The sequence below is a fragment of the Flammeovirga sp. MY04 genome (assembly GCF_001682195.2).
Classification (GTDB): domain Bacteria; phylum Bacteroidota; class Bacteroidia; order Cytophagales; family Flammeovirgaceae; genus Flammeovirga; species Flammeovirga yaeyamensis.
Genome location: NZ_CP003561.2, coordinates 92,255 through 117,566, shown reverse-complemented (window position 1 = coordinate 117,566; position 25,312 = coordinate 92,255). Strand labels below are relative to the sequence as shown.

Sequence of the window (25,312 nt, the reverse complement as noted above, 5' to 3'; positions counted from 1 at the left end):
CTTGTTTAGTTTAGAAGCCGAATTGTAAACCTACTCTATACGATGCTGTTACTGGATATGTACCTCTGTCGATACCTCTAGAACTCAATCCATTATTACCTACTTCCGGATCGTAACCTGTGTAGTTGGTAAATGTTAGTGGGTTGATCGCCGTAGCATAAATTCTGAATTTACTGATGCCCATTTTCTTATTAAGATTTTCTGGCAACATATAACCAATAGTTACATTTCTAAGACGAACAAAAGAACCGTCTTCTAAATAGATATCGTTACGACCTCTATAGTTTTCGTGTCCACCACCTCTATAAGCAGGTACATTTGTTGTTGGATTTTGCTCCGTCCATTGGTACACTAAATCTTTGTGTACACCTTCTTGGTAAGCAAAAGCTTTATTACCGTTAATCACTTCTCCACCAAATGCTCCGTAGAATTGAACCGAAATATCAAATCCTTTGTAAGAGGCGCCCATGTTTAAACCGACTTCAAAATCTGGCATACCTGAACCTGCGTATACTCTATCTTCATCATCAATTTGTCTGTCTCCTGTGTCAGGGATACCATCACCTGTAGTATCTATTGTTGGCTGATCTACCAATTTTAAATCACCAAGTTTGGCCACCTCAGCACCAAAGTATTCATTGTAAGCATCCACTTCTTCTTGAGTTGAAAGAATACCATCCGATTGAATAAGGAAGAAAGCACCTGCTTCATATCCTTCTTTCAATACTGATAACTTATCTTGAGCGTTTGATCCTACAGCAACGGCGACACTACCATTTAAGTAAGCCACTTTATTAGCCCCTGCCATCTTCGTAATTTGATTTTGGTTTTTAGAGAAAGTACCACCAATGTTCCAGTCGAATCCTTTCTTACCAATGTGCTTATAGTTGGCTGTAAGTTCTACCCCTTTGTTATTCATGTTACCCACATTCAAGACTACAGTAGGGTTAATTCCACCACCTGTAGAAGCAGGAATAAGTACTGGGAATAACATATCTTGCTTGTCAGTGTTGTATACATCTGCTGTGAAAGTCAGTTTGTTATTAAAGAAACCGAAGTCAATACCAATGTTGGATTGTATTGTTGTTTCCCATTGCACATTCACGTTCGCAAAGTTGACCTGAGTGGCACCCACCTGAAGATTCTCGTTGGTTGCCGTACCAAATACATAATCTTTATTTAGGAAAATAGCAGTGGCATTACTGTAATCTAAGAAGTTTTGGTTACCTGTTGTACCATAACTACCTCTTAGCTTAAATACATTGAAGTGGTCTTTCAAACCTCCTCCCCAGAACGCTTCTTCGGAGATATTCCAACCTACCGATAAAGAAGGAAAAACACCCCATCTATTTTGCTCAGAGAATCTAGAAGATCCATCTCTTCTTACCGATGCACTTAATAAATAACGTCCTTTGTAATTGTATTGAAAACGGCCCAACATACCAATCAAGTTGTTTGTTTTATTCTGATTGAAACCAGTTTCATTTCCTGCTAACGGATCACTTGTTGCTCCATCCAACACTGTTATCTCATTACTTACTAGATCTTTTTTCTGACCATAGAATGAACCATAATTATAGCTTTCTAAAGAGAATACCCCCAATACTTTAAATTGATGTCCTCCTACTTTTTTGGTATAGTTGATTGAGTTTTCCCAAGACCAGTTATCTCTTGAGCTACTCACATTCCTTACACCCGATCTATAATTACGAATAGTAACTTCTTTTCCTTGGGCAGTATATGATTTAATATTCGGTTCAATGATTTCACGCGTGCCTTCAGTAATTGCTCCACCGAATCTTGAAGAAAGTTTTAGTCCTTTAATTAAATCATAATCCAACTTCAAGTTATAATTGATTTGATTGATCACACTTTCGTCCTGACGTTTTAATTTCGACATCAAGAAACTCATGTTTTGAATATCGTTCGATTCTGTATTTTCCAAATCACTTTGAGAAACAATCGTTTCCTGATTCGGATCAATTGGTTGTTGGTAAGGCTTGTATTTATACGCATCGGTTAAAAGCGTTTGAGGTGTAAACCTTCTTGTTTCTCTTTTTAGTGCTAAGTTGGTCGAAAGGGTAAACTTCTTTTTCTTATAGGTATTATTGGCTCTCAAACTCATTCTTTCAAAACCAGAGTTGATAATTGAACCATCTTGAGAAAAGTAGTTGGCGTTTACATTATAACGCATACCTGCTCTACCGCCCGATGCTGTTAAGTTATAGTTTTGTACTGCTGCATTATCCTGAAAAATAACATCCGACATTTTCGTATTGTTGGTAAACGTCGCCGGGTTTTCTGAGATAGGTAACCACAAGTTTTCTGAATGTGCATTGGGATCGGTGTTTTCTATACGCAACATTTCGGCATATATGTACTCCTCGAAGTTCATAAGGTGTACTCCGTTAGTAATTCGTTGCACTCCGTAATACCCATCGAAATTAATTTTCATCTCGCCTTCATGACCTTTCTTTGTGGTAATTAAGATGACACCGGAAGCACCTCTTGTACCATAAATAGCTGCTGAAGCGGCATCTTTTAATACATCAATAGAAGCAATTTCGTAAGGTGATAACCCTGGGTCACCATCAAATGGCACGCCGTCTACTACATATAATGGTGTACTTGATCCTGTGATAGAGCTCAAACCACGAATCATAATGTTGGCTGTTGCACCAGGCTGACCCGATGAAGCTTGTACGTTCACACCTGCAATTTGTCCTTGCAAAGCACCACCCACATCAGAAGTAGATACATTCAGAATTTCTTCTCCAGAAACTCGGCCTACAGCACCTGTAACTTCTTTCTTTTTCTGTTCGCCATAACCAATCACTACTACTTCGTCCAATGCTTGCACATCCAACTCCATTTTTAGATTGATTATTTTTTTTCCTTCTAACGCTATTGTTTGTGTTTCATAGCCAATAGAAGAGATTTCTAGTTTTGCGTTCTTGTTAAATACTTGCAGCTTGAAGACACCACTAAAGTCAGTGATCGTACCTTTGCTTGTTCCTTCGATTACTACATTCACGCCAGGTAAAGGTTGGTCGTTTTCATCAACTATTTTACCTGAAATTAGATTTTGGTTTTGTTGTGCGGATACCTTAAATGATAAGGTAATTGCCAATAGCAACGTCCATAGATAGAGAGATCTCGAGCACAACATGTTTGTAAAAAATTTCAACATGTTCAGTTAATAATTCATTAAAAATACATTTCGATTCAAATGTAGTTTCACGAAAATTAACAGTACGGAATAATGATTCAGAAATTGTGGGGTAAAAATAAAATCTAAAAAAGGGGGTATTTCTGTTTCATTACCCTCCCTTTCGATGTCGTTTTAAAGGATGTTATACAAATACCCCACTTCTACTTTTCACTAAAAAGTGCTTATTTCTCTTTTTGTTGATGAATACTCGATTCAAATGTGCACAAATCAATCAAAAATTAATGTTTTTGATACGTTTTAGTGGAAATGTTTAGTTCGTGTCTATATCAAATAATTTGATTTTAATATAGTAGTATTTTCCTTTGAATTATAAGAAAAGTGGGGGAAACTCATCAATTTATATACCCCTTGATTTTCCCATTATCCCCCCTCACCACATCACATCAATAGATTGTATTTTTATAAAGAACTTAAGTATTGAAAAAATGAATTTTAAAACACAAACAAAACTTGGCTATCTGCTATTATTCATCTTGTGCAGTAACTTTGGTTGTCAGTCTATAAAAGATCAACCAGAAAATACGTCGGCCTTTCCGTTTATTCTTCCTAAAGAAAAACCAACGGATAGAATGTTAAGTCGATCGATGGAAAGAAACTATTCGTATTCCGCTCCACGACCAGAACACAACGAATTGTATTCTCAATTTAAATACACCGAACTAAAGGGATTCGATTATAACGATCATGATGGTACAATTTCGAGAAGAGACCCATCAAAAGTCATTTTTGAGAATGGTCAGTATTATGTATGGTATACTAAACGACATACACCTACTTCTCCAAAAGGAGCTAAGAATTGTAACGACACTATTCCTTCTAGCGATTGGGATTTATCCGATATATGGTATGCTACAAGTAAAGATGGCTTTACTTGGAAAGAACAAGGTGTAGCTGTCCCTCGTCCTCCAAAACCAAATGTGGGTTGGAGATCGGTCACTACCACAGATATTTTAAAATGGAAAGGAAAATTCTATTTGTATTATCAAGGATTTATGGAGGCTAGTGGAAAGCGTGGTGACGATTGTCCGGTAGCCGTTTCTTACGCCGATTCTCCTGACGGTCCTTGGACACCAGCAAATAAGATTGTGATCCCGAATGGTAAAAAAGGGGAATGGGATCAATACTCTATCCACGATCCATATCCTTTAGTATACAAAGGTAAGATCTATCTGTATTATAAATCGGATTTCGATGGTGATCCAAATTTAGTTAGAATGCAAGGTTTAGCTGTCGCTGATAATCCACTTGGTCCATTCGAAAAGCATCCGCTAAACCCGATCATTACTTCTGGGCACGAAACCACTTTATTTCCTTTCAAAGACGGTATTGCTGCTTTAGTGATTAAGGATGGTAATGAACATTTCACTATTCAGTATGCCGAAGATGGGGTGAATTTTGAGATTGCGTCTATTAGTTCTTTAATGCCAACAGCAGCTGGTCCGTATATTCCCGATGCATTTGATAGTAATGGCAACGGTAGAGGAATCACTTGGGGTATTTCCCATTTTGTAAATGCAACTACATGGTCGCATAACCACTCTATCCTTACTCGTTTTGATTGCGATTTAAGTTTGGATGTGGATGATCCTGATATGAAGAAAACCTTTGAGTATTGGAAACCTGAAACGTATTATAAGCAAGGGTTGACGAAGAAACAGAAGGAGAGGATTTTGAAGGAGAATCAGAAGGTGAAAGTAAGTAAATAAACAATAAAATAAGGCCACAATTCATTGAATTGTGGCCTTATTGTTTCTATAAAAATATAATATTATTCCACCTCCTTCGGCTTCAAATCTTTCACAATCAAAATCACATCTGCTTCTCCTTTCCATGGACGCTCATACCAGAAATCAAAAGGGTTGGTATTGTAAGGTTCTTCATCAGAAAATTCTCCCGTGAGTGTATTGAACCACTGTTGTTTTGCTTCTGAAGCATCAAACTTCTTGACCACATTGGCAACACCTATCCACTGACATTCTTTTGGTGTATACATCATCACTACTCCATCTTTTTTATTAGTGAGGTTGTAACCGCTAGAATTAAACCATGATAAAGGTTCGAAGTTCTCAAAGTTGAATTTCTCGAAAAGGTTGGCCATATGAGTGAAGTATTCAAAATGAGGCTTTTCAAAATCATCTCCTTGTTCAAACGGGTTATGAATTACGACGTTCCATGATGCCGATTGCCAATAATAAGTAGTGTATCCACCTGCAAAAATACATTCGTAGTTTCTTCTTAAACAAGCTTCTGCATTGGTATAGGCTCCAGGAAAGACTTGTAAAGGGGCTTCTTCGTAACCTCCATGTTCAATATTAAAAATAGGTTTCTTCTTAAACTCATTTTTTGCATCCAACATGCGTTGATATAAAGCTCTCTCCCAATTTTGCATCGAAATAAAATCGACTTCATCGGGATGTCTTTTACAGAAACCATAATCGTGAACGGATATCATACGATCGTAGGCATCCAAAGATTTTGCTCTTTGAATCCTTTCTGAGATATACTCATTCGTAGCCCTACCATATAATAATGCTTCCTTAGATACATCCCACACAATGTTTGGAAATGCTTGATACCTTTTGATGACATAATCATAGTATCGATTATCCTCTTCAGTATTCATATCGGGCCAATTGACTCTTTTGTTCCAAACGTATATCATTAAATGACTCACGATTTCATGATCGTGCATTTCTGATATCACTTGATCTAAATGTTGGAAGAAATCGACATTTAAAGTGCTGAAATCAGGTGCTGAATTCGATCCTAAAAACGGGTAAATATCTTCTCTACTTCCATATTCAAACTGTGGGTAATCCTTTAGTTTAGGATCCTTTGGCCAAGAAACATCGTAAGAATAGACGTTCATTACGATCTGATTAAACTTATACTCATTCAGTACTTTCAACAAGTGTTTTGTCTTCGATAATTCTTCTTTTCCATAGTCCAAAGCAAATAACCAATCGCATTCAAAAGCCAAGTTGAAGTAGTGTTTCCCATCTTCGTAAAAGAAATGCTGAGGAGATTCTTCTTTCAATACAATGCTTCCATGTCGGTCGTCTTTCTTGTTTTCTGTGACGATAATTTCGCCTTTTCTTCCATCAAATAGTCGATCTGATGAAGTGATTTTATAAGTATTTCTTCCTATATCACTACTCGAAAAACGGAATACCCACTCTCCATTTCCATTGTAAAATAATGGCACTTTTTTTACTACTGACTGATCATTGGTGACTTCAGCATATACCTCTATATCAAAAGGTGAATCCAATTTCTTTTTCGTCTTAAAGACCAAGTCATTTACCTCCCATTGTGAGGTAGTTATTTTTTTTAATTCATTTTTTGATTTCCATACTTTGATCTGCCCATAACTCAGTGGCATGATCAAAAAGATGAGGAGTGTGAGGATTAATGATCTCATACTTAGTTTAGCTAATTTAAAAATTCTAGCGCAAGAATTTAGCGTAGCGATTCTTGTGCTTTAATAACTTTAGAGGTCTCCCGACCTCGTTTACAATACATAATACCCGAGGTCGGGAGACCTCTAAAGTTTTTGGGTCCGAGTGCCGCTATCGCTTAACACTCGAACCAGAAAAGTTCTTAATTGACTTTCGTCTTGAACGATTTTTTATCGGATATCACTTGCAAGATCATAGAACTAATGTGTCCTCCTCCGTCAGTGAAAGTAACGCTTACTTCATTTTTCCCATTTTTGATCATCGAATGAGGTACTGGAATTTCTAGTACTCCGAAGAATTTCTTTCTGTTGTGCTGATCGTATCCTCTGATAATATCATTTGGTAAATTGACTTTCTGACCGTTAACGAATACCGTAGGCTGCAAGCTTTTTCCTTTAGCTCTTCCTACACCCAATCTTAAAGTTGTACTTCCTTTTGTCCCCGCAGTAACTGATGCAAACTCGAAGGTATTTTTCTTATTGGGTTGAATAGGTTTTAAGTATTCTGAAGCATAATATTTTGCTCTGTATTCTTTCTGTGGTGTTTCAATTTTGTTGTTGAAATTGTAAGTTAAAAGAATCGTTTCTCCATATTCGATATCAATTGATTCTGGTGCCGTCTTTAAGGTTTTATTCACCATTTTTGGCATCTTATTCACATATGTCTTAATACGTTTTACCAATACGTTCTTAAAATCTTGATCGCCTACAACAGATAATGGAATACTTTGCGTTTCTTCATTGAGGTTATTCAAAATCACATACAATTGCTTTCCGTTTACGAAGGCTTGCGTTTGAATATCTACATTCTCCGAAGCAATATTTACACGTTTACCTTTGACTGATTTCCATAACTCAAAGAAGTACTTTCTTGAAGTTAGTTCCCATTCACCTTTATCATTTTTAGTCCATAAACCCGCCTTTGCATATTTCTTTGTGGGATCTTGTTTACCCGTTGAGAAAGGAGTTGTAGTGACTATATTATCTCCTCTTTCCATAAACTGCATAGCTAAATGTATCTGAGATCTTACCGCTTGTGCATTTTCTATCGGATGATAATTGGACGAACCATTGTTCGGTTTCCAGTTGGGTTGATCGTCTACCAAACGTCCATACTCAGTGATAGCGATAGGTTTTACCTCACCTAATTTGATATAACTGTAAGCTTCTATCATATCTAAGATCGCCTCTGCATTCGAACCAGATCGGCGACCACCTGAGTTATTCAATCCTTTTCCATCATACAAGTGAACGGAAAGGATATCCATGTCGGCTCCAGCGATATCAATAAATTGTTTGAATCTCTGATTCCATACGTCGAAATTATTGTGCTCAAACTCTGGCCATGCCGAAGCATACCCTGCCACTTTCATATTCTTTAATTCTGGAACGGCATGAATGGCTTTTCCTATTTCACTTAAAGACTCTGAAATCTTTTTGATAGCGATTTCCGATTTTTCTCCATTTCTTTTTCCAGGATACAAATCGCTTGCATGTACCATAGGTTCGTTGTATGGCTCATAAATAGCAGGCATCTCCTCCCAATCCTTTTTATAAGATTGAGCAATATAAGCAGCCACTTTTTTAGTGTAATCAGTAATATCTTCAACCGAGTAATCTACCTTTCTATCATAAAATAGATCTGTGGCTCTACCTGTTACTACTGTATAGGGTTTCACTTCTCTAACACCAGAATATTTATTCTTCACCTTTGGAATCTTCCCGTTTTTAATCATGTTCATCGGGCTCCAAAACCTTCTCGAACCTTGGTATTCTGGATTGATGTTGTATTTCTTTTTAAATGCTTCGAATTCGGCGTCTTTCTTCTCTCCAAACCACACATGTGCCTGAAGGTATTTATCTCTATCTAAACGTGTTGTTTTATTTCCTAAGAAGCGTTGTGTATTGGGATCTACAGTTACCTTATTTTGTGCAAAAGTAGTCGTCGAGAAGAGTGCAAGTCCTAAAATGGCGGAGCTTACACAATGTTTTAAGTTTAAATTCATTTCATTAGATTTTGAGAGTCCTAGCACAAGAATTTAGCGTAGCGATTCTTGTGTTTTAAAAACGTCAGAGGTATCCTGACCTCGTGTAAAAAAATACACGGTAAACGAGGTCGGGAGACCTCTAACGTTTGTGGGTCCGAGTGACGCTGTCGCTTAACACTCGAACCAGTTTATAGTTCCTTCTTTGATGAAGAAGACAGTTTAGTTTCTACTTTAATAGTAGCTGATTTTAAGCGCTTACCTTTCGCTGTAATTGTGATCGTTCCTTCCACTCCTTCGTTCGCTCTTGCAATCACCAAAGCCATTCCGTTGAAGAATTTCAGCTTTTTACTTTGAGGGACGATCGTAGTAATAGGGTCTCCATTTCCTGTCGCCTCGAACGTTCCTGCTCCTTGAACATCAAATGATAATTCTCCATTGAAAGTAGCACAGAAGTGACCCTTCTCGTCTAAGGCTCTTGCTGTTACATACACTAAATCTTCTCCATTATCAGCTGAAATCACTTGTCTATCTGCTTCTAATGCAATTGATTTTGCTTTTGATGTCGTGTTGATCACCTTTTCTCCAATCACTTGACCATTTTTATAAGCCACGGCTTTCAACTCACCTTCTTTGTAGGGAACATCCCAACGTAAACGGTAAGGTGATTCAAAATTGTTAGGGCCTTCATAGAAACGGAAGCTTACCGGAATGATCGCCTTATCGACACCTTTCACTTTTTTACCTAACGACTCACCATTCAAGTATAACTCTACCTCATCTGCATTGGTGTATACAAATACTGGAATGTCTTTGCCTTCATGACCTTTCCAATTCCAATGAGGAAGTAAATGTACCATTGGTGTATCGGTCCACTCGCTTTGGTAAAGGTAGAAACGATCTTTAGGGAAACCACATAAATCTACTGCACCAAAGTAAGACGATTTCGAAGGCCAATCAGCATCCCAGTAGCCATTTGTATCGTTGTCGCGACCACCGTATGGAGTCGGTTCACCATAATAATCAAAACCTGTCCACATAAACTCTCCCATAATCGAAGGGTTCTCTTTTTGGAATTTGAATTCCATATCTGGAGGATACGCCCAAACTGGACCCACGATATCATAACTTGTTACCTGCTTATCGTCGTGCTTTTTATATTTCTCCAAGAAGGTATCTTGATACACCCCTCTAGAACTTGTTACTGATTCCGTTTCAGAACCATAAATAATCCAATCCGGATGTTGCTCCACTAACTCAGAATATTTGGCTGGCTTGTAGTTGAAACCTACCACATCAATCTGGTCCGTTAATTTATTTTTAATCGAACCGCCATAGTTGTTAAAGCCTGCTGTGTTCGGACGTGATGGATCTTCTTCATGACAAATTGTAGCTAATCTATTCGCTACTTTCCAACCGTCTTTCGATCCTTGTTCTAAAATTTCGTTGCCAATACTCCATAAAATAATCGATGGGTGGTTACGATCTCGACGAATCATGTCTCTTAAATCACGCTCATGCCATTCATCAAAATATTTATGATATCCGTTTTCTATCTTTCCAATTTTCCACTCGTCAAATGCTTCATCGATCACGATTAATCCCATTTCATCACACGCTTCCAACAACTCTCTGCTTGGTGGGTTATGAGAAGTACGGATAGCATTCACTCCCATATCCTTCATGATTTGCAACTGACGTTCCGTTGCTCTTTTATTCACAGCCGTTCCCAATGGACCTAAATCATGATGCAAGCAAACTCCTTTGAACTTGGTTAGTTTTCCGTTCAAGAAAAATCCTTCTTTTGCTGTAAACTTGATGTCTCTTACACCAAATCGAGTGGTGTAAGTATCCATCAATTTTCCTTCTTGGTTTTTGATTTCCGTCACTACCTGATAAAGGTTGGGCTCCTCTTGCGACCATAAAGCAGGTGATAGTAAATTGAATGATTGTAAGGATTGAACAGTAGCTTCTTTTTCAGCGACCGTTTTAGTTTTCATCACCTTGACCACTTTACCCTCTGGCGATATCACTTTATTAGTGATGGATACGATCTCGTCTGATTTTAGGTGATTTTGTACCTCAATGGATACTTCAACAGTCGCTACTCTTGAGGTCACATTATTGGCTTTCACGAAAGATCCCCAATGTCCAACATGAATGGGGTTATTCACATTCAGCCAAACTTTACGGTACATTCCTGCTCCTGGATACCATCTTGATGATAAATCCTCAGGACTTACTTTCACTGCAATAACGTTCTCGCTTTTCTCGTTTAAGTAAGGTGTTAAATCGTATTCAAAACCGATATATCCAAAAGGTCTTTTTCCTAAGTAATGTCCGTTAATCCATACCTCAGAATTATTCATTACCCCTTCGAATTCGATGGCAATTTGTTTTCCTTTTTGTGCTTCTGTTAAAGTAAAATGCTTGCGGTACCAACCTTCGCCATGGAAAGGAAGTCCACCACTTCTTGCACTATATTCTTTTGAGAATGGTCCTTCGATAGCCCAATCGTGTGGAATACGAACCGTTCTCCAATTGTCGTCATTTAGGGCTAGTTTTTCGCCTTCATTTACACTCCCTTTAAAAAACTTCCAGTTTTTATTGAAGTCCATTTGTCCGTCTGACTGAGCCCAAAGCATTGGTACAGCCAACAGCCACATACATAATGTTAGTAATTGCCTTTTCATTTTTTACTTTATTGAAATGGAATAAATCCTTTTTGGTATTTCGAAATTACCGCTAATTATTCGATGATACTTCTCCAAAAATATCCGATTAAGATCTACCCCCTATCAAACCTAAATTTTCCCTCCTGTCATCTTTGGTTGTTGAGTTTTTATCATACAATTAATTTGACTATCACATCATTTCGTCTCACATTTATACTTGATGAAAAATTGAAATGATGATTGTAAACTACTTTAAGAAATGATGAATTATACAACTTCAAACCTACTTACATTTTTTCTATTACTACTTCCTACATTTTCATTTGGTCAAAAGAAACAAGCACCGAATGTTATTTTAATTCTAACCGATGATCAGGGAATCGGAGATTTGGGATGCCACGGAAACCCTTGGTTGAAGACACCGAATATCGATAAGTTTTATGAGCAATCGGTCCGTCTCACCGACTTTCATGTGAGTCCACTTTGTACACCAACAAGAGCTGCAATTATGACGGGGCAATATCCGATTCGTAATGGTGCGTGGGCGACATACAAAGGAAGAGATGCCTTATCAAAAGGACAGCTGACAATGGCCGATGTATTTAAATCGGCAGGCTATTCGACCGCTCTTTTTGGTAAATGGCATTTGGGCGATAATTATCCGGTTCGACCATCAGATAGTGGTTTCGATCATGTGGTGCAGCATTTGGCTGGAGGCATTGGGGAATTATCAGATTATTGGGGCAACAGTTATTTCGACGATGTGTATTATGTCAACAATCAACCCAAACAATTCCAAGGATATTGTACCGACGTTTGGTTTTCAGAAGCCATGAAGTTCATCAATCAACAAGAAAAAGAGCAACCTTTCTTTATTTATCTTCCATTAAATGCTCCTCACGATCCACTCATTGTCGATGAAAAATATGCCGCTCCCTACAAGAAATTTGAGGGATCAGAAATTATTGATGCCAACCTTTATGGGATGATCGCCAACATCGATGAGAACTTCGGAAAGTTTAGAAAATTCCTCAAAAAGAAAGGGCTCGATAAGAATACCATTTTGATTTATATGAGCGATAATGGTACTCGCTTTGGTTATTCAAGAGATGGAAAATTGGGGTACAATTACCACCTCAAAGGAATGAAAGGCGATAAGTTTGAAGGCGGACATCGCGTACCGTTTTTTATCCAATGGATGGATGGTGGAATTGAAGGAGGAAAAGATATTAGATCGCTTTCCGCACATGTCGATTTGATTCCCACTTTAGCAAAATTATGTGGAATACCTCTCCCTAAAAATCAAGCATTTGATGGCATCGACTTGTCGGGTGTACTCACAAAGAATGAAAAACCGAAAGATAGAAGCGTATTTGTGCATCACCGACAAGATTGGCGTCCTCCTTTACAAGAAAAAGGGACTTGCGTTTTAAAGAACGAATGGCGATTAATTAATGGATATCAGTTATATAATATGAAAACGGATCCCCTGCAAACGACGAATGTGGCCGAAGAAAATAAAGAATTGGTGGAGGCACTTTTGGAAGAAAATAAATCATTCTATCAACAAACAAAAACGTATCCTACTTTCTATGAATTGCCTTCTACAGTGATTGGTGCAACTCCTCAAAAAGAAGTAAAGCTTACCATCCAACATGCTATTGGTGAAGATAATGGCATATGGAAATGCGAACAGGTAGCTGATGGGATGAAGAATAAAAACAATACACACACTCTTGAGGTCCAGACCGATGGAGAATATTTGATATCCTGCCGTCGTTGGCCTAAAGAATGTGCTGGTCCAATGCACGGAATTCCTTCTAAAAACCCCAAAGATCTGTTTGACTATAAATCAATCCAACCCGAAAAGGTGAGGATAAAAATTGGAAATCAGATGATAGAGAAAGACGTAAATCCCGAAGCGGATGAGGTGGTGTTTAAAGTGACTTTGGAAAAAGGAAAGACATTGTTAGTGAATGATTTTGTGGAGGGTGATGAGGTGTATGGGGTATACTATACATATATCACGTTCATAAGCGAAATATAATCACAAAAAAATCAAGGGATTTTAAATCCCTTGATTAATATAAAGTCGCAGATCTCAATTCGACCTTTAACATAAAATCATATACAATTTCACCTGAAATATTTTACTTAACGATGGGTTTCAACCCATCGCCTTGGGAAGAACTATTGAAATCTTATATAATAACCCTACTCCACCTCCTCAGCTTCCTCAGCTCTCTTCTCCTTTGCATACTGAGACGGCAACAAACCAAACTCTTTCTTAAAGCAATTTCTAAAGTATTTCAGATCGTTAAACCCAACCTCGTAAGTCACATCACTCACGTTAAATCGACCGAGCTTAAGCAACTGTGCCGCACGTTTTAAACGGATATTTCGAATAAATCCTTTGGCTGTTTGACCAGTTAAAGCTTTTAATTTCTGGTTCAACCTCAAAGTGGTGACTCCATATTCCATTGCCAATTTCTCCACCGTAAATTCAGAATCGGAGATATTGTCCTCGACGATTTTCACTAATCTGTTTAGGAATTTTTCGTCTAATGAAGTGAAGGTAATTTCACTTGGTTGAATATCAATATCTACTCTGAAACGGTTTTGCTGATTCTTTCTGTTTTCAATTAACGTCAGAATTCTGGCTAAAAGCACCTCCGAATTGAAAGGCTTGGTCACATAAGCATCCACTCCATATTCGTAGCCTTTCAGTTTACTTTCTTCTGATTTTTTGGCAGTCAGTAAGATAATTGGCAAGTGACAAATATGATTGTCTTCTCGTATTCTTTGTGTCAATTCATACCCATCCATTTCTGGCATCATGATATCGGAAATGATTAAGTTAGGCATAATCTTCTTGGCCAAGTCTAAACCATTTTTACCGTTATCCGCCAAGTATACATCATAAGTATCTTTTAGTAGATCCTTCATCATTTCTCTAATTGAGAAGTTATCGTCAATCACTAAAATTTTGGCTTTTGTAGACGTTTCCATCATCTCATCGTCTTCTAGAATTGGCGTTTCCGCTTCTTTGGCCGACTCTTCGATGTGATCATGACTGTACATCATATCATCCAATGGGAAGGTTAAAGTGAAGATCGTTCCCTTGTTCACTTTACTGTCCACAGTGATTTCTCCATGATGTAAATCGACTAAACTTTTGGTAAAGGCTAATCCAATACCGGTCCCTCTATGCTTAGCATTTTTCAATTTTTCTACTTGATAGAATCGATCGAATAAGAATTTGATTTGTTCTTTTGGAATGCCGATTCCTGTATCCTCTAAAGTGATTTTCACGAACTCATTCTCCTGAGTCACAGACATGCTAATCTCTCCTTCGTTCGTAAACTTAAAAGCATTTGATAATAAATTATAGAGGATTTTCTCCACTTTATCTGTATCCAACAAACCAAAAATCTTGTCATCAGATGCATGGTAATTTAAAGTGATGTTGGTTTGTTCTGCAAACTCTTTGAAAGAGAAATACACTTGTTCTGCAAACGTACTCCAATTACCACGAGTCAGATGAAGGGACATTTTCCCTTGCTCCACTTTTCTGAAATCCAACAACTGATTCACCAAACGCATCAAATGCTGAATGTTTTTGTGGATCAATTGATACGACTTTTCTCTATCGTATTCCGAAAGGCTTTTCCCTCTCTTTATCAATTGCTCTACCGGAGTATTGATCAATGTTAGAGGCGTTCTTAACTCATGAGAAATGTTGGTAAAGAACTGAAGTTTTAACTGACTCAAATCTTCCAATTTCTCATGTTCGAACTTCACCATTTCTAATTGGGATTTCTTTCTTGCATTAATCACAGTATAGATCGAGAAGAAATACACCATACCAATTACCACAATCACATAGAATAATTTGGCCCACCATGTCAACCAAAGAGGTGGCAATATTTCGATGGATAATTCGATAGGTTTTGGATTCCAAATATGATCTCCATTCGATGCCTTTACTAATAATTTATAGGTTCCTGCAGATAAGTTGGTATACTTCGCTTCTCTTTGCATGGCATCAGAAGTGATCCAATCTTTATCATATCCCTCCAACTTATATAAGTATTTGTTCTTGTTAGGCGATGCATAGTGCAAATAAGCAAACCTTACCGCAAAACTATTTTGTGAAGAGTTTAAGACAATGTGATCCGTATAACGTATAGATTTTTCTAAGATGTTGTTTGATTCAAATTCTTCATTGGTGTTCACTTCTTTATTCAACACTTTAAGATCAGTAAACACTAAATCGGCGATAGTTTTATCATCTACAATTTCATGAGGGTAGAAGACATTTATTCCGTTTACCCCGCCAAAAATGAGTTCTCCATTTCTACGTTTGATGGCCGTTAACTCTCCAAATTCGTTATCCTGAAGTCCGTCGCTTACATCGAAGTTTTTCACTCTTCTGTCATCCAAAGATATTTTACTCAACCCCTTGTTACTCGATACCCAAAGATTGCCGTAATCGTCTTCTAAAATGGCTTTAATCACATTACTTGGTAATCCGTTTTGTGTAGATAAATGCTCAAATTTTAAATCATTGATACTGGATTGAGGCGTGATAATGTTTAAACCACCACCCATAGTACCAATCCAAATTTCTCCATTGGACGCTTCGAAAATTGGTAAAATATAATTGTAGCTTAACGACTGATCATCATCTTTAAGTGATGAAAACAGTTTACATTGTGGATTTTCAAGATGTTTCTGAGATTTTGATATAAACAGCAAACCTTGGTTCGTACCTACCCAAACGTTTCCTTTTTTATCAACTAAGATATTTCTTACCACTTCGATCGGATCCTTGTAAGCTTCCTTTCGAGCAATCTTAATGCGTTGCCAATCTAAATTTCCATCCTCCTGAACAATCCCTCGAATTAAACCTCCTCCATAAGATCCTAACCAAATCACAGAATCACCTTCTGTTTCTGTAATGAATACTGAGTTGGTTAGAAAAGGTGGAGCAATAGAATTACCTCTTAAATTTTGTCCAATTTTATCTGCTTGATCAATAGATTTAGCTACGATCTTTAAAGGATAACCGACTCCAAGTATCAAATTATTTCTAAACTCATTGATATCATAAACGGTATTCTGACTTCGTTTATCTACTTCCAAACTGATCTGCTTGAAACCATTTTCATAATCTTTATTATCAGCTAGTAAATAGTTTAAACCACCTCCTTCGGTTCCTACCCAAAGTCGATTCAAAGTGTCTTCATACACTGATCTCACTTTATTGTACGAAAGACTTCCTTCTTCATCTTCTCTTTGGATATGTCTAAATTTCTTTAACCTCGGATTATATTTTTTGATACCACCACCTACAGTTCCAATCCAAATAATTCCTGTCTTATCTTCGTAAATTGTATGAACAATATTAGAATTGAGGTATTCATCTTTATTGTAATGATCTAACTCGATTAATTTTTCTGTAATCAAATCGTACTTTAAACGGAACAATCCCCTTTTAGATCCAGCCCAAAAAATGCCATTCACATCTTTAATAATCACATCACACTTTAAATTTGACAGTCTTTTTAACGATGAGTTTCGTCCGTCTTTATCTACTTTTAGCTCATAGATACCATCAAAAAATGCGATGATGATAGAGTTTTCTCCTTCTGTCATGGCCATCACCCCTCTTCTTTTCTTCAAATAGATATTCCAATCTTTGAACGATCCGTAATCATCTTTTCCTGTCGGAGGCATATACTGCTGCAAGCCACTTCCATTCGCCACCAAAACTCTCCCTTGACTGTCCACCAGAAGATCTCTGATGATATTGGCGTGTAAACTTTCCTGATTGTGTTTATTGTGTCGGTATTTATTTACCTTAATTTTCTCCTGATTTAAATACTCCTTTTTCACACAGTTCAACCCTTTGGTATTCCCAAACCATAGGTTGCCTTGTTTGTCCAAAACCATACGGTAGACGTTGTTTTTGGTAATTAGTTTTGGAGTTTCTGCTGTATTTCCGAAAGTGGTAAATACTTCTGTTTTCAGGTTAAAACGACAAAGACCAGCATCGGCCGTGCCCAACCATAGGTTGCCAAAATCGTCTTCTATAATTTTATTGATCAGATTGGATGGAATATCGTGCGTATCCATTCGATAATCTTTAAAAGTGTACCCATCGAAGCTACTTAAACCATCGTTGGTTCCCATCCATAGCAAACCCTGACTGTCCTGAAATAAACAGTTAATATCGTTTTGAGATAAGCCCTGACGAGTGGTATAATGCTGAAAAATAGCCCCACCATCGTTCGCCAATCCATTTATTGTGAAGAGTAAAGTTGATAGTAATAGCCCTAAAGCTTTTGTATAGTAAAGTAATGCCTTCATATTTTGGACAGTTTAAATCTTCTAGAATTACAGAATTTCAAATCAAGTATTTGATATTTACCATTTAAAAAAGTACACATTGTTGTGTGCTCTGTATATTTAAAAAATTAGTCAGATACTATTTCACATCATCGGCTTCAATTTAGGAAATGATGAGGTGAAATAAAACTAATCTAAAGGTTACCCTTTAACTTCAATCGATAATCGTGGGCCCCTTCCGCAAAGTTGCTTCTAAACACTTTGGTGCCATCGGCTTTCTTTCCCCACTGCACCTCTACACGGTTATCTCCCAATACGATATCAATCAGTTTCTTTTTCATAACTTTTGTAATCGATTGGTATTTCTTATCGTAGGCGAGGTTATTCACCTCTTTGGGATCATCTTTGACCGAATACAAACACATATCCAATTCTTTATCACTTGCATTTCTAGCCCATTCCATATTTTCTCCTCTTTTTTTATTGGGGCGAACCTTTAAGGAAAACATATACTCTTTTGTTCTAATAAATGCTCTTGGACCTGTTACAGCATGACTTTCACCAATCACATAATCTCTTTTGGGAGCCTCCTCTGCCGCCACTTTTGCTAAGTCCAATCCATCTAAATAGTTAAAAGAAGCATCCTCAAGATCTGCTCCACCCGAAGCTAAAATCGTAGGTGCTACATCCACAAATTCGGTGAAATTTTTCACCACTTTTCCATTCGGAAACTTCTTCTTATCAGATGATACGACTATAATTGGATTATGCACATCCACTTCCCAAGGCGAAAATTTGGATACCGATCCATGATCATTCAATTTCCAACCATGATCTCCACAGACATACACAATCATCCATTCCTGATTTCTCTTTTCGCTATAATCGATAAAAGCATCGACCGACTGACCAATTAATTGATCGCCATAAGCACAGAATGCATAATAATATTGGATCATTTTTAATTTTTCTGCATCCGTAAAATGATCTGTATAGGCTTGTTTTACTTGTTGTTTCAATTGCTTTGGCATCTTCTCGAACTCGGATTCATCAAATTGAGGAATTTGATAATCGTATTTTTCAAAACGTTCTATATATTCTTTTGGTGGAAGCACTGGCGTATGTGGGAAGTCAAAACCAATATGACAAAATAGAGGTTTAGACTCATCGATCTTATCAAATGATTGGCTACCGATGGTATAATCACCCTCCAAATTATTTAAGTAGGCTTCAAATATTTGAGCATAAAACCCATCTCTTGTATTCCCCGATTTTCTTGAACTCACCCCTGCCAAAATCCCAGGCGAGAAAGGCGTTTGCGGTCCTTTTTTCTCGTTGTATTGTCTAAGAAGATCGTATTTTTTCATAGCAGCAGCACCCGATCCTTTGTACTGAGGTCTGCTTTCTTCCAATTCTTTGGAGACATATTCGAATTTTCCATCTTCAGTAACAAAGAACTCTAAGTTTTTGATGGGAGTGTCTAGCTTTTCTCCTTCCACTTCTTTGGCCCACATTTTACCCCAATCGGTAAATCCTTCTTCGGCTAATTTCTTAAAATCTATATCTGTTTGATAAATCTGATGCTTTACTGCTTTCCCATTTTTTAGGGTTCTAATTCTTACCCCCAATTTCCCAATATGTAAAGTCTGATACCCCAATTGCTCCATTTGTTCTGGAAGGGTGGGCTGAAAGTGTGCTGCTTTATTGTTATAATATTCGAATTCAAAAATGCCTGAACGGAAAGGATACCTGCCCAAATGCATGGCCGTTCTTGAGGGTGCACAGGCGGGCGACTGACAATACGTATTGATGAAAGTTGTCCCCATCTCTGCCAAACGATCGACATTGGGAGATTCTACATACCCCAATTCACTCATCTCTTTTCCTGTCGTCATTTTATTGAATGCTCTAATCGAATCGAAGCGTTGGTCGTCCGTGAGTACCCATAAAATGTTTGGTTTATTTTGAGCATTGACCCCATTGTAAAAAGGGGACAAAACTGTTAGTAATAGTAGTAATACAATTTGATGTTTCATTTCAATTCCATTCGTTTTCATCAAAGGTATTGGAGGAAGGGGGAGGAATAGAAATTTTTCTCTTAAAGTAAGTGATTTTCGGATTTCCCTCTGTTTATTTGATATAAAACCCCCACTATTTATCTTGAGTATATCCCTGTTTTATATCAAATACGAAGGTTAGAAAGGAGAATTCAACTGATTATCCCCCTTAAAAAGTCAGTTTAAAAACTCTTTTTATTCAAAGACCTGATTTACGCTATTATCAAAAAAGCGATTCGCAAAAACGATCTTTTGTAGTTCTACAATGGAAGTACAATTCAATTTTTTGACAATGCTTCTTCTGTGATTTTTTGTGGTGTTGATACTGATAAAAAGTTTGTCGGAGATATCCTGATTGGAAAGACCTTCCGAAAGGTAATTGGCAATATCTTTTTCTCTATGGGTAAGCTTTTGATAATTACCTTTACTTCTTTTATAATTCTTATGAAGCTTTTTATAGTGCTCAAAAATCTTCTTTTCTTTTTTACCTGTAACCGGAAAACAAGTGATAATTAATCTTTGACATCTCGTTTTTTCCCAAAGTGTGTAAAAAATTAATTCTTCATCGAGATTTATCAAATAGAAATAGACGGGAATACTCATGACGTTCCTAAGATGATCACTTAGAAATTCTGTTGCTTCTGACTTTATCAAAAATGATTTTGAAATAAGATCATCCTCATCAATACCACATAAAGAAGTTGCAATTAATTGATTTAATAAGTATTCCTCGAAATTAAGGAGGTTAAATTCCTCAACCTTCGAGGTATACTGTATAAGGGCTGAATCTGTATTTTTTGTTTCTTTTGTAGTTAGCATTCTAATGTAACTTTTACTATTCAGTAACCCTGATGTGCTGAAAAAAACAATCAGTGTATAGTAATAGAATGTGTGGTTTAAGTCAAAAAACCCTAAGATGTAACAGTTTTTAATTTATCTATTCGACAGTTATGATTTGACTTAATGACTCATTGTAAAACACAAAAAAAGTCTTTACACTCTACAATGTAAATAGCTACATTTTGCCTTTTTAGTAAATAACTCTAAATACAATCTAGAAAATGGAAAGCTCCGTTTCTGTGGTGAATCGTTCCAGAAACTTCATTCCTCTATGGGAATTTCCATTCTCGTTTAGATTTGGACTCCATACACAAATACAATATTTTTCGGGGTGAACGGCCACAATACCTCCACCTACTCCAGACTTACCCGGCAATCCTACTTTGAAAGCAAACTCTCCGGATTCATCATAAAAACCACAGGTTTGCATAACGGCATTGATACGTTTAGACTGACTTAAATTCAAAACTGAACTACCATTTTTGGTCCTGAATTTCCCATCCATTAAAAACTCGAAAGAGTGAGCCAATTGCTGACAATCCATTTCGATGGAACACATGTGAAAGTAAAAATCGAGGACCTCATTAGGGTCATTATCAATATTCCCGAACGATTTGATAAAATTACAAAGCGCAATATTTCGATACCCCACAGAAGCCTCCGATTGTGCTACCGTTTCATTATAGTACACTTTATCACTCCCACTTACCTCACGCACAAAAGAAAGAAAATCGAAAAGTGGGTTCTTCAATTGTGATAAAAGCATATCACAAATCACTAAGGCTCCACCATTTATAAATGGATTTCTAGGAATACCATTATCCGTTTCTAATCGAACTAAGGAATTGAAGGCACTACCCGAAGGCTCCACACCTACACGTTTCCAAATGGAATCACCCAACATTTGATAAGCCAAGCTTAATGAAAGTACTTTCATAATACTCTGAATAGAAAACTTCGTCTGCCAATCTCCTATACCATAAGTATCATTTTCAGTCGACATAAAATACACACCAAATTGATTGGGATCTACTTTAGCCAACTCTGGAATATATCCGGCCGGAGCACCTAAATTGTCTCCTGTAATTATTTCTTCGTAGATCTTATCGATGATCTCTTTATGGTTAGTAATTCTGTGCATGTGTTATTATTTCATTTAATGGTATTCAAATGACAATGTTCAGGTTTTGTAAAAATTCCTGTACGGATGTTGCAGTACAACGCCCCTACGAATGTAAGTAAGTAATTATATATTACATTATTGATTAAATTTTGAAATTAAACTTAAATGCCACAAATTCGCATTTATAAATGGCTCTTTATATACTAAATCTAGTGTCAATTTCGTCATATTACTAAACACATAACCTATAATTATGAAAAACTTCCTGAGCTTGATAGGCGTTATGCTCCTATCTCTAACTTCGTTTGCTCAAAATCCATTATGGTTACGCTATCCTTCCATCTCTCCCGACGGAACTCATATTGCATTTGCCTATCAAGGAGATGTCTATGTTGTACCGACAAGCGGCGGTGAAGCAAAGGCAATTACGACTCATGTGGCTTACGATTTTTCTCCGGTATGGGCACCGGACAGTAAGCACATCGCTTTTGCATCGGATAGGCATGGTAACTTCGATTTATTCCTAACTACTGTGGATGGTGGACATCCTCAACGTTTAACATACAACTCTACTTCTGAAATCCCATCATCATTTACTCCCGATGGCAAGCATGTTTTATATACTGCTCAGATTTTAGATGATGTGAAAAGTGCTCAATTCCCTTACGGTCGTTTAGGTGAATTGTATAGCGTTTCTGTGGGCGGTGATCGTCCAGAACAAGTACTGACAATTACTGCAGAACATGCACAATACAATGCGGATATGTCTAAGATCTTGTATCAAGATAAAAAAGGATATGAAGATCCATGGAGAAAGCATCATACGAGTGCGGTTACTCGCGACCTTTGGGTGTATGATGTAAACACAAAGAAACATACACAGATTTCTGATTTCAAAGGTGAGGACAGAACACCTGTTTTCTACAGCAACGACAGCAAAGTGGCTTACACAAGTGAGGTAGATGGAACTTTGAATGTTTGGACAATGAATGCAGATGGTTCGAATAAAAAGCAGATCACTCAACTAAAAAATCATCCGGTGAGATTCTTATCGGCGGCATCAAATGATTTGTTCTGTTTTGGATATGATGGAGAAATTTACACTTTAAAAGAGGGTGAACAACCTAAGAAAGTGGAAATTAGCATCAATTCAGATCATAAAGTCAACAATATCTCTTTCCAGAAAAAATCGAGTGGTGGTTATGGTGTATCCGTATCACCGAATGGTAAAGAGGTCGCATTTATTCTTAGAGGTGATGTTTTCGTGACTTCTACAGATTATAGAACAACTGTTCAAATTACGAATACTCCAGAACAAGAGCGTTCGGTTTCTTTCTCTCCTGATGGTCGTTCATTGGTGTATGCTGGTGAACGTGATGGTAGCTGGAACATCTACCAAGCTAAATTAGGAAATGAAGATGAGTTATATTTCATCAATGCAACTGATATCCAAGAAGAGATTGTTACTGCTGAACCTGCTGAGGAATTCCAACCGAAATGGTCGCCTAAAGGTGATGCCATTGCTTATTTGGAAGAAAGAACAACGCTTAAAGTCATCAACTTAGAAACGAAAGCGAAGAAAGTCATTCTTCCAGGTACTTTTAATTATTCTTACTCAGATGGAGATCAAGCATTCGATTGGTCACCAGACGGTAAATATTTAGCGGTTCAATATTCTCCAAACCTTTGGACATCTACTGACATCGGTTTAGCACAGGCAGATGGTGAGGGTGAAATTATCAACCTTTCGCAAAGTGGTTACAATAGCTACAATCCTCGTTTCGTGATGGACGGTAAAGCCATTGTCTTTGCCAACGATCGTTACGGTTACAGATCACATGGTAGCTGGGGTGCTGAATCCGACGTTTTTGGTATCTTCTTAACGAAAGATGCTTTCGATGAATTCCAACTTTCTAAAGAGGAGTATGAATTGATGAAGGAAGCGAAAGAGGAAAAAGAAAAGAAAGAAAAAGAGGCGAATGAAGAAGTGGAAAAATCAAAGAAAAAGAAAAAAGGAAAGAAAGACGCTGCTGAGGAAGAAGAGGAAGAAGACTTAAAAATTGATTTCGATGGTATTCAAGATCGATTATTGAGATTGACGATCAACTCTTCATTCTTATCTGATTTCATCTTAACAAAAGATGGTGATAAGTTATATTACATGAGTCGTTTTGAAGGTGGATATGACCTTTGGAAAAAAGATATCCGTAAGAACGAAACGAAGCTTGTATTGAAATTGAACGGTGGCGGAGGTAACCTTCAATTTGATAAAGACGGTAAGAATATTTTCTTCGAGACTGGGGGAACATTTGCTAAAATTGATGTAGCTTCTGATAGCAGAAAAAACATCTCTTACAGTGCAGAATATTACCTAGATCATCAAGCAGAACGTGCTTACATGTTTGAGCATGTGTGGAGACAAGTGGATAAGAAATTCTACGATCCTAAATTACATGGCGTAGATTGGGTATTCTATAAAAACGAATATGCGAAATACCTTCCTTTCATCAACAACAATTACGATTACTCGGAAATGTTGAGTGAAATGTTGGGTGAATTGAACGGATCGCACACAGGATGTCGTTTCTACCCGAGCAGCAAAGACGGTGATGCTACAGCTACACTTGGCGCGTTCTACGACGCTAATTACTCAGGTGATGGTCTAAAAATCGTTGAGATCATGGAAGGTTCACCACTTGCTCAGATCGAAACTGAGATCAAAGCAGGTATGACAATTACTTCTATTGATGGTCAGAAAATCGTGGCTGGTCAAGATTACTTCCGTTTCCTAAACCACAAAACAGGTAAACCTACTCGTTTGGAATTAGATGATAATGGCAGTAAGAAATTAGTCGTTGTAAAACCTATCAGTAAGGGCAACGAAAGCAACTTACTTTACAAACGTTGGGTGAAGCAAAGAGAGAAAGAAACAGAAGAAGCATCGGGTGGTAAAATTGGCTACGTTCACGTTAGAGGCATGAACAGTTCTAGTTTCCGTACGGTATACTCGGAAGCTTTAGGTAAAAACTACAAAAAAGACGCTTTAATCGTTGATACTCGTTTTAATGGCGGTGGTTGGTTGCACGATGACTTGGCTACTTTCTTAAGCGGTAAAGTATATTGTACTTTCGCTCCTAGAGGTCAGAAATTTGGTATAGAACCAATCAACAAATGGTCGAAACCATCGGCAGTGTTGTGTTCAGAGGGCAACTACTCAGATGCACATGCCTTCCCTTACACGTACCAAACACTTAAAATCGGACCACTAATCGGTATGCCTGTTCCTGGTACGATGACAGCCGTTTGGTGGGAACAACTTCAGGACGGTTCATTGGTATTTGGTATTCCTCAAGTGGGTGTTCAAGACTTGAACGGTAACTACTTAGAAAACCAACAAGTGGAACCTGAATACAAAATCGCACAAGATAAAGATGTGGTTGTTGAAGGTGAAGATCAGCAGTTGAGAAAGGCTGTTGAGGTGTTGATGAAAAAGTAAGATATATTATTTGATATACATGGAAAGGCCGTCTGCTCTTTGGGAGTGGGCGGCCTTTTTCTTTTGCTTAATCTCATAAATTAATATATTTGTGCT

The 25,312-nt window shown here is 37.4% G+C and carries 11 protein-coding genes; 3 read left to right on the top strand and 8 right to left on the bottom strand.

All coding sequences use genetic code 11. From position 1 onward, the window contains the following. Positions 1–10: 10 nt before the first annotated feature. A complete protein-coding gene (locus MY04_RS20660; RefSeq protein WP_205960543.1) occupies positions 11–3,190 on the bottom strand; it encodes a SusC/RagA family TonB-linked outer membrane protein in 3,180 nt (1,059 codons plus the stop codon). A 467-nt stretch (positions 3,191–3,657) separates the two neighbouring features. Here MY04_RS20660 and MY04_RS20655 point away from each other — a divergent pair, with 467 nt between their 5' ends. Beyond that, a complete protein-coding gene (locus MY04_RS20655) occupies positions 3,658–4,938 on the top strand; it encodes a glycoside hydrolase family 117 protein (RefSeq protein WP_084006033.1) in 1,281 nt (426 codons plus the stop codon). Between the two features lie 62 nt (positions 4,939–5,000). Here MY04_RS20655 and MY04_RS20650 read toward each other — a convergent pair whose 3' ends face one another. From MY04_RS20650 to MY04_RS20640, 3 genes are all read right to left on the bottom strand, one after another. Then, complete coding sequence (locus MY04_RS20650) at positions 5,001–6,653, bottom strand: apiosidase-like domain-containing protein (RefSeq protein ID WP_066213692.1); 1,653 nt, start codon at positions 6,651–6,653, stop codon at positions 5,001–5,003. A 179-nt stretch (positions 6,654–6,832) separates the two neighbouring features. Beyond that, positions 6,833–8,695 carry a hypothetical protein gene (locus MY04_RS20645; RefSeq protein ID WP_066213689.1) on the bottom strand — a complete coding sequence of 621 codons (1,863 nt, stop codon included), beginning with the start codon at positions 8,693–8,695 and terminating at the stop codon, positions 6,833–6,835. A gap of 170 nt (positions 8,696–8,865) precedes the next feature. Beyond that, on the bottom strand, positions 8,866–11,367 hold the full coding sequence (locus MY04_RS20640; protein ID WP_066213686.1) for a glycoside hydrolase family 2 TIM barrel-domain containing protein: 2,502 nt from the start codon (positions 11,365–11,367) through the stop codon (positions 8,866–8,868). Positions 11,368–11,608: 241 nt separating this feature from the next. On the opposite strand from MY04_RS20640, the gene MY04_RS20635 reads away from it, so the two are divergent. Continuing rightward, positions 11,609–13,396, top strand: a complete 1,788-nt coding sequence (locus tag MY04_RS20635) for an arylsulfatase (protein ID WP_236941121.1) — start codon at positions 11,609–11,611, stop codon at positions 13,394–13,396. Between the two features lie 167 nt (positions 13,397–13,563). Here the strand turns inward: MY04_RS20635 and MY04_RS20630 are convergent, their stop codons facing one another. From MY04_RS20630 to MY04_RS20615, 4 genes are all read right to left on the bottom strand, one after another. Beyond that, positions 13,564–17,721, bottom strand: a complete 4,158-nt coding sequence (locus MY04_RS20630; protein ID WP_066213684.1) for a two-component regulator propeller domain-containing protein — start codon at positions 17,719–17,721, stop codon at positions 13,564–13,566. A gap of 173 nt (positions 17,722–17,894) precedes the next feature. Beyond that, entirely contained in the window at positions 17,895–19,736 is a 1,842-nt protein-coding gene (locus MY04_RS20625) for a sulfatase-like hydrolase/transferase (RefSeq protein WP_066216653.1), read from the bottom strand. A gap of 216 nt (positions 19,737–19,952) precedes the next feature. Further along, the gene (locus MY04_RS20620; RefSeq protein ID WP_066213682.1) at positions 19,953–20,576 is read right to left on the bottom strand and encodes a response regulator transcription factor; all 624 of its coding nucleotides are present in this window, start codon (positions 20,574–20,576) and stop codon (positions 19,953–19,955) included. Positions 20,577–20,811: 235 nt separating this feature from the next. Further along, a complete protein-coding gene (locus MY04_RS20615) occupies positions 20,812–21,738 on the bottom strand; it encodes a glutaminase (protein WP_066213679.1) in 927 nt (308 codons plus the stop codon). A gap of 235 nt (positions 21,739–21,973) precedes the next feature. On the opposite strand from MY04_RS20615, the gene MY04_RS20610 reads away from it, so the two are divergent. Further along, positions 21,974–25,216 (top strand): S41 family peptidase, encoded by a 3,243-nt coding sequence (locus MY04_RS20610; protein ID WP_066213676.1) that lies wholly within the window; start codon positions 21,974–21,976, stop codon positions 25,214–25,216. Positions 25,217–25,312: the final 96 nt, after the last annotated feature.

Bases quoted from the DNA above. Each gene is read 5' to 3' on its own strand.
- MY04_RS20660 (WP_205960543.1), bottom strand. From the start codon at position 3,190: ATGTTGAAATTTTTTACAAACATGTTGTGCTCGAGATCTCTCTATCTA.
- MY04_RS20655 (WP_084006033.1), top strand. From the start codon at position 3,658: ATGAATTTTAAAACACAAACAAAACTTGGCTATCTGCTATTATTCATC.
- MY04_RS20650 (WP_066213692.1), bottom strand. From the start codon at position 6,653: ATGAGATCATTAATCCTCACACTCCTCATCTTTTTGATCATGCCACTG.
- MY04_RS20645 (WP_066213689.1), bottom strand. From the start codon at position 8,695: ATGAATTTAAACTTAAAACATTGTGTAAGCTCCGCCATTTTAGGACTT.
- MY04_RS20640 (WP_066213686.1), bottom strand. From the start codon at position 11,367: ATGAAAAGGCAATTACTAACATTATGTATGTGGCTGTTGGCTGTACCA.
- MY04_RS20635 (WP_236941121.1), top strand. From the start codon at position 11,609: ATGATGAATTATACAACTTCAAACCTACTTACATTTTTTCTATTACTA.
- MY04_RS20630 (WP_066213684.1), bottom strand. From the start codon at position 17,721: ATGAAGGCATTACTTTACTATACAAAAGCTTTAGGGCTATTACTATCA.
- MY04_RS20625 (WP_066216653.1), bottom strand. From the start codon at position 19,736: ATGAAACATCAAATTGTATTACTACTATTACTAACAGTTTTGTCCCCT.
- MY04_RS20620 (WP_066213682.1), bottom strand. From the start codon at position 20,576: ATGCTAACTACAAAAGAAACAAAAAATACAGATTCAGCCCTTATACAG.
- MY04_RS20615 (WP_066213679.1), bottom strand. From the start codon at position 21,738: ATGCACAGAATTACTAACCATAAAGAGATCATCGATAAGATCTACGAA.
- MY04_RS20610 (WP_066213676.1), top strand. From the start codon at position 21,974: ATGAAAAACTTCCTGAGCTTGATAGGCGTTATGCTCCTATCTCTAACT.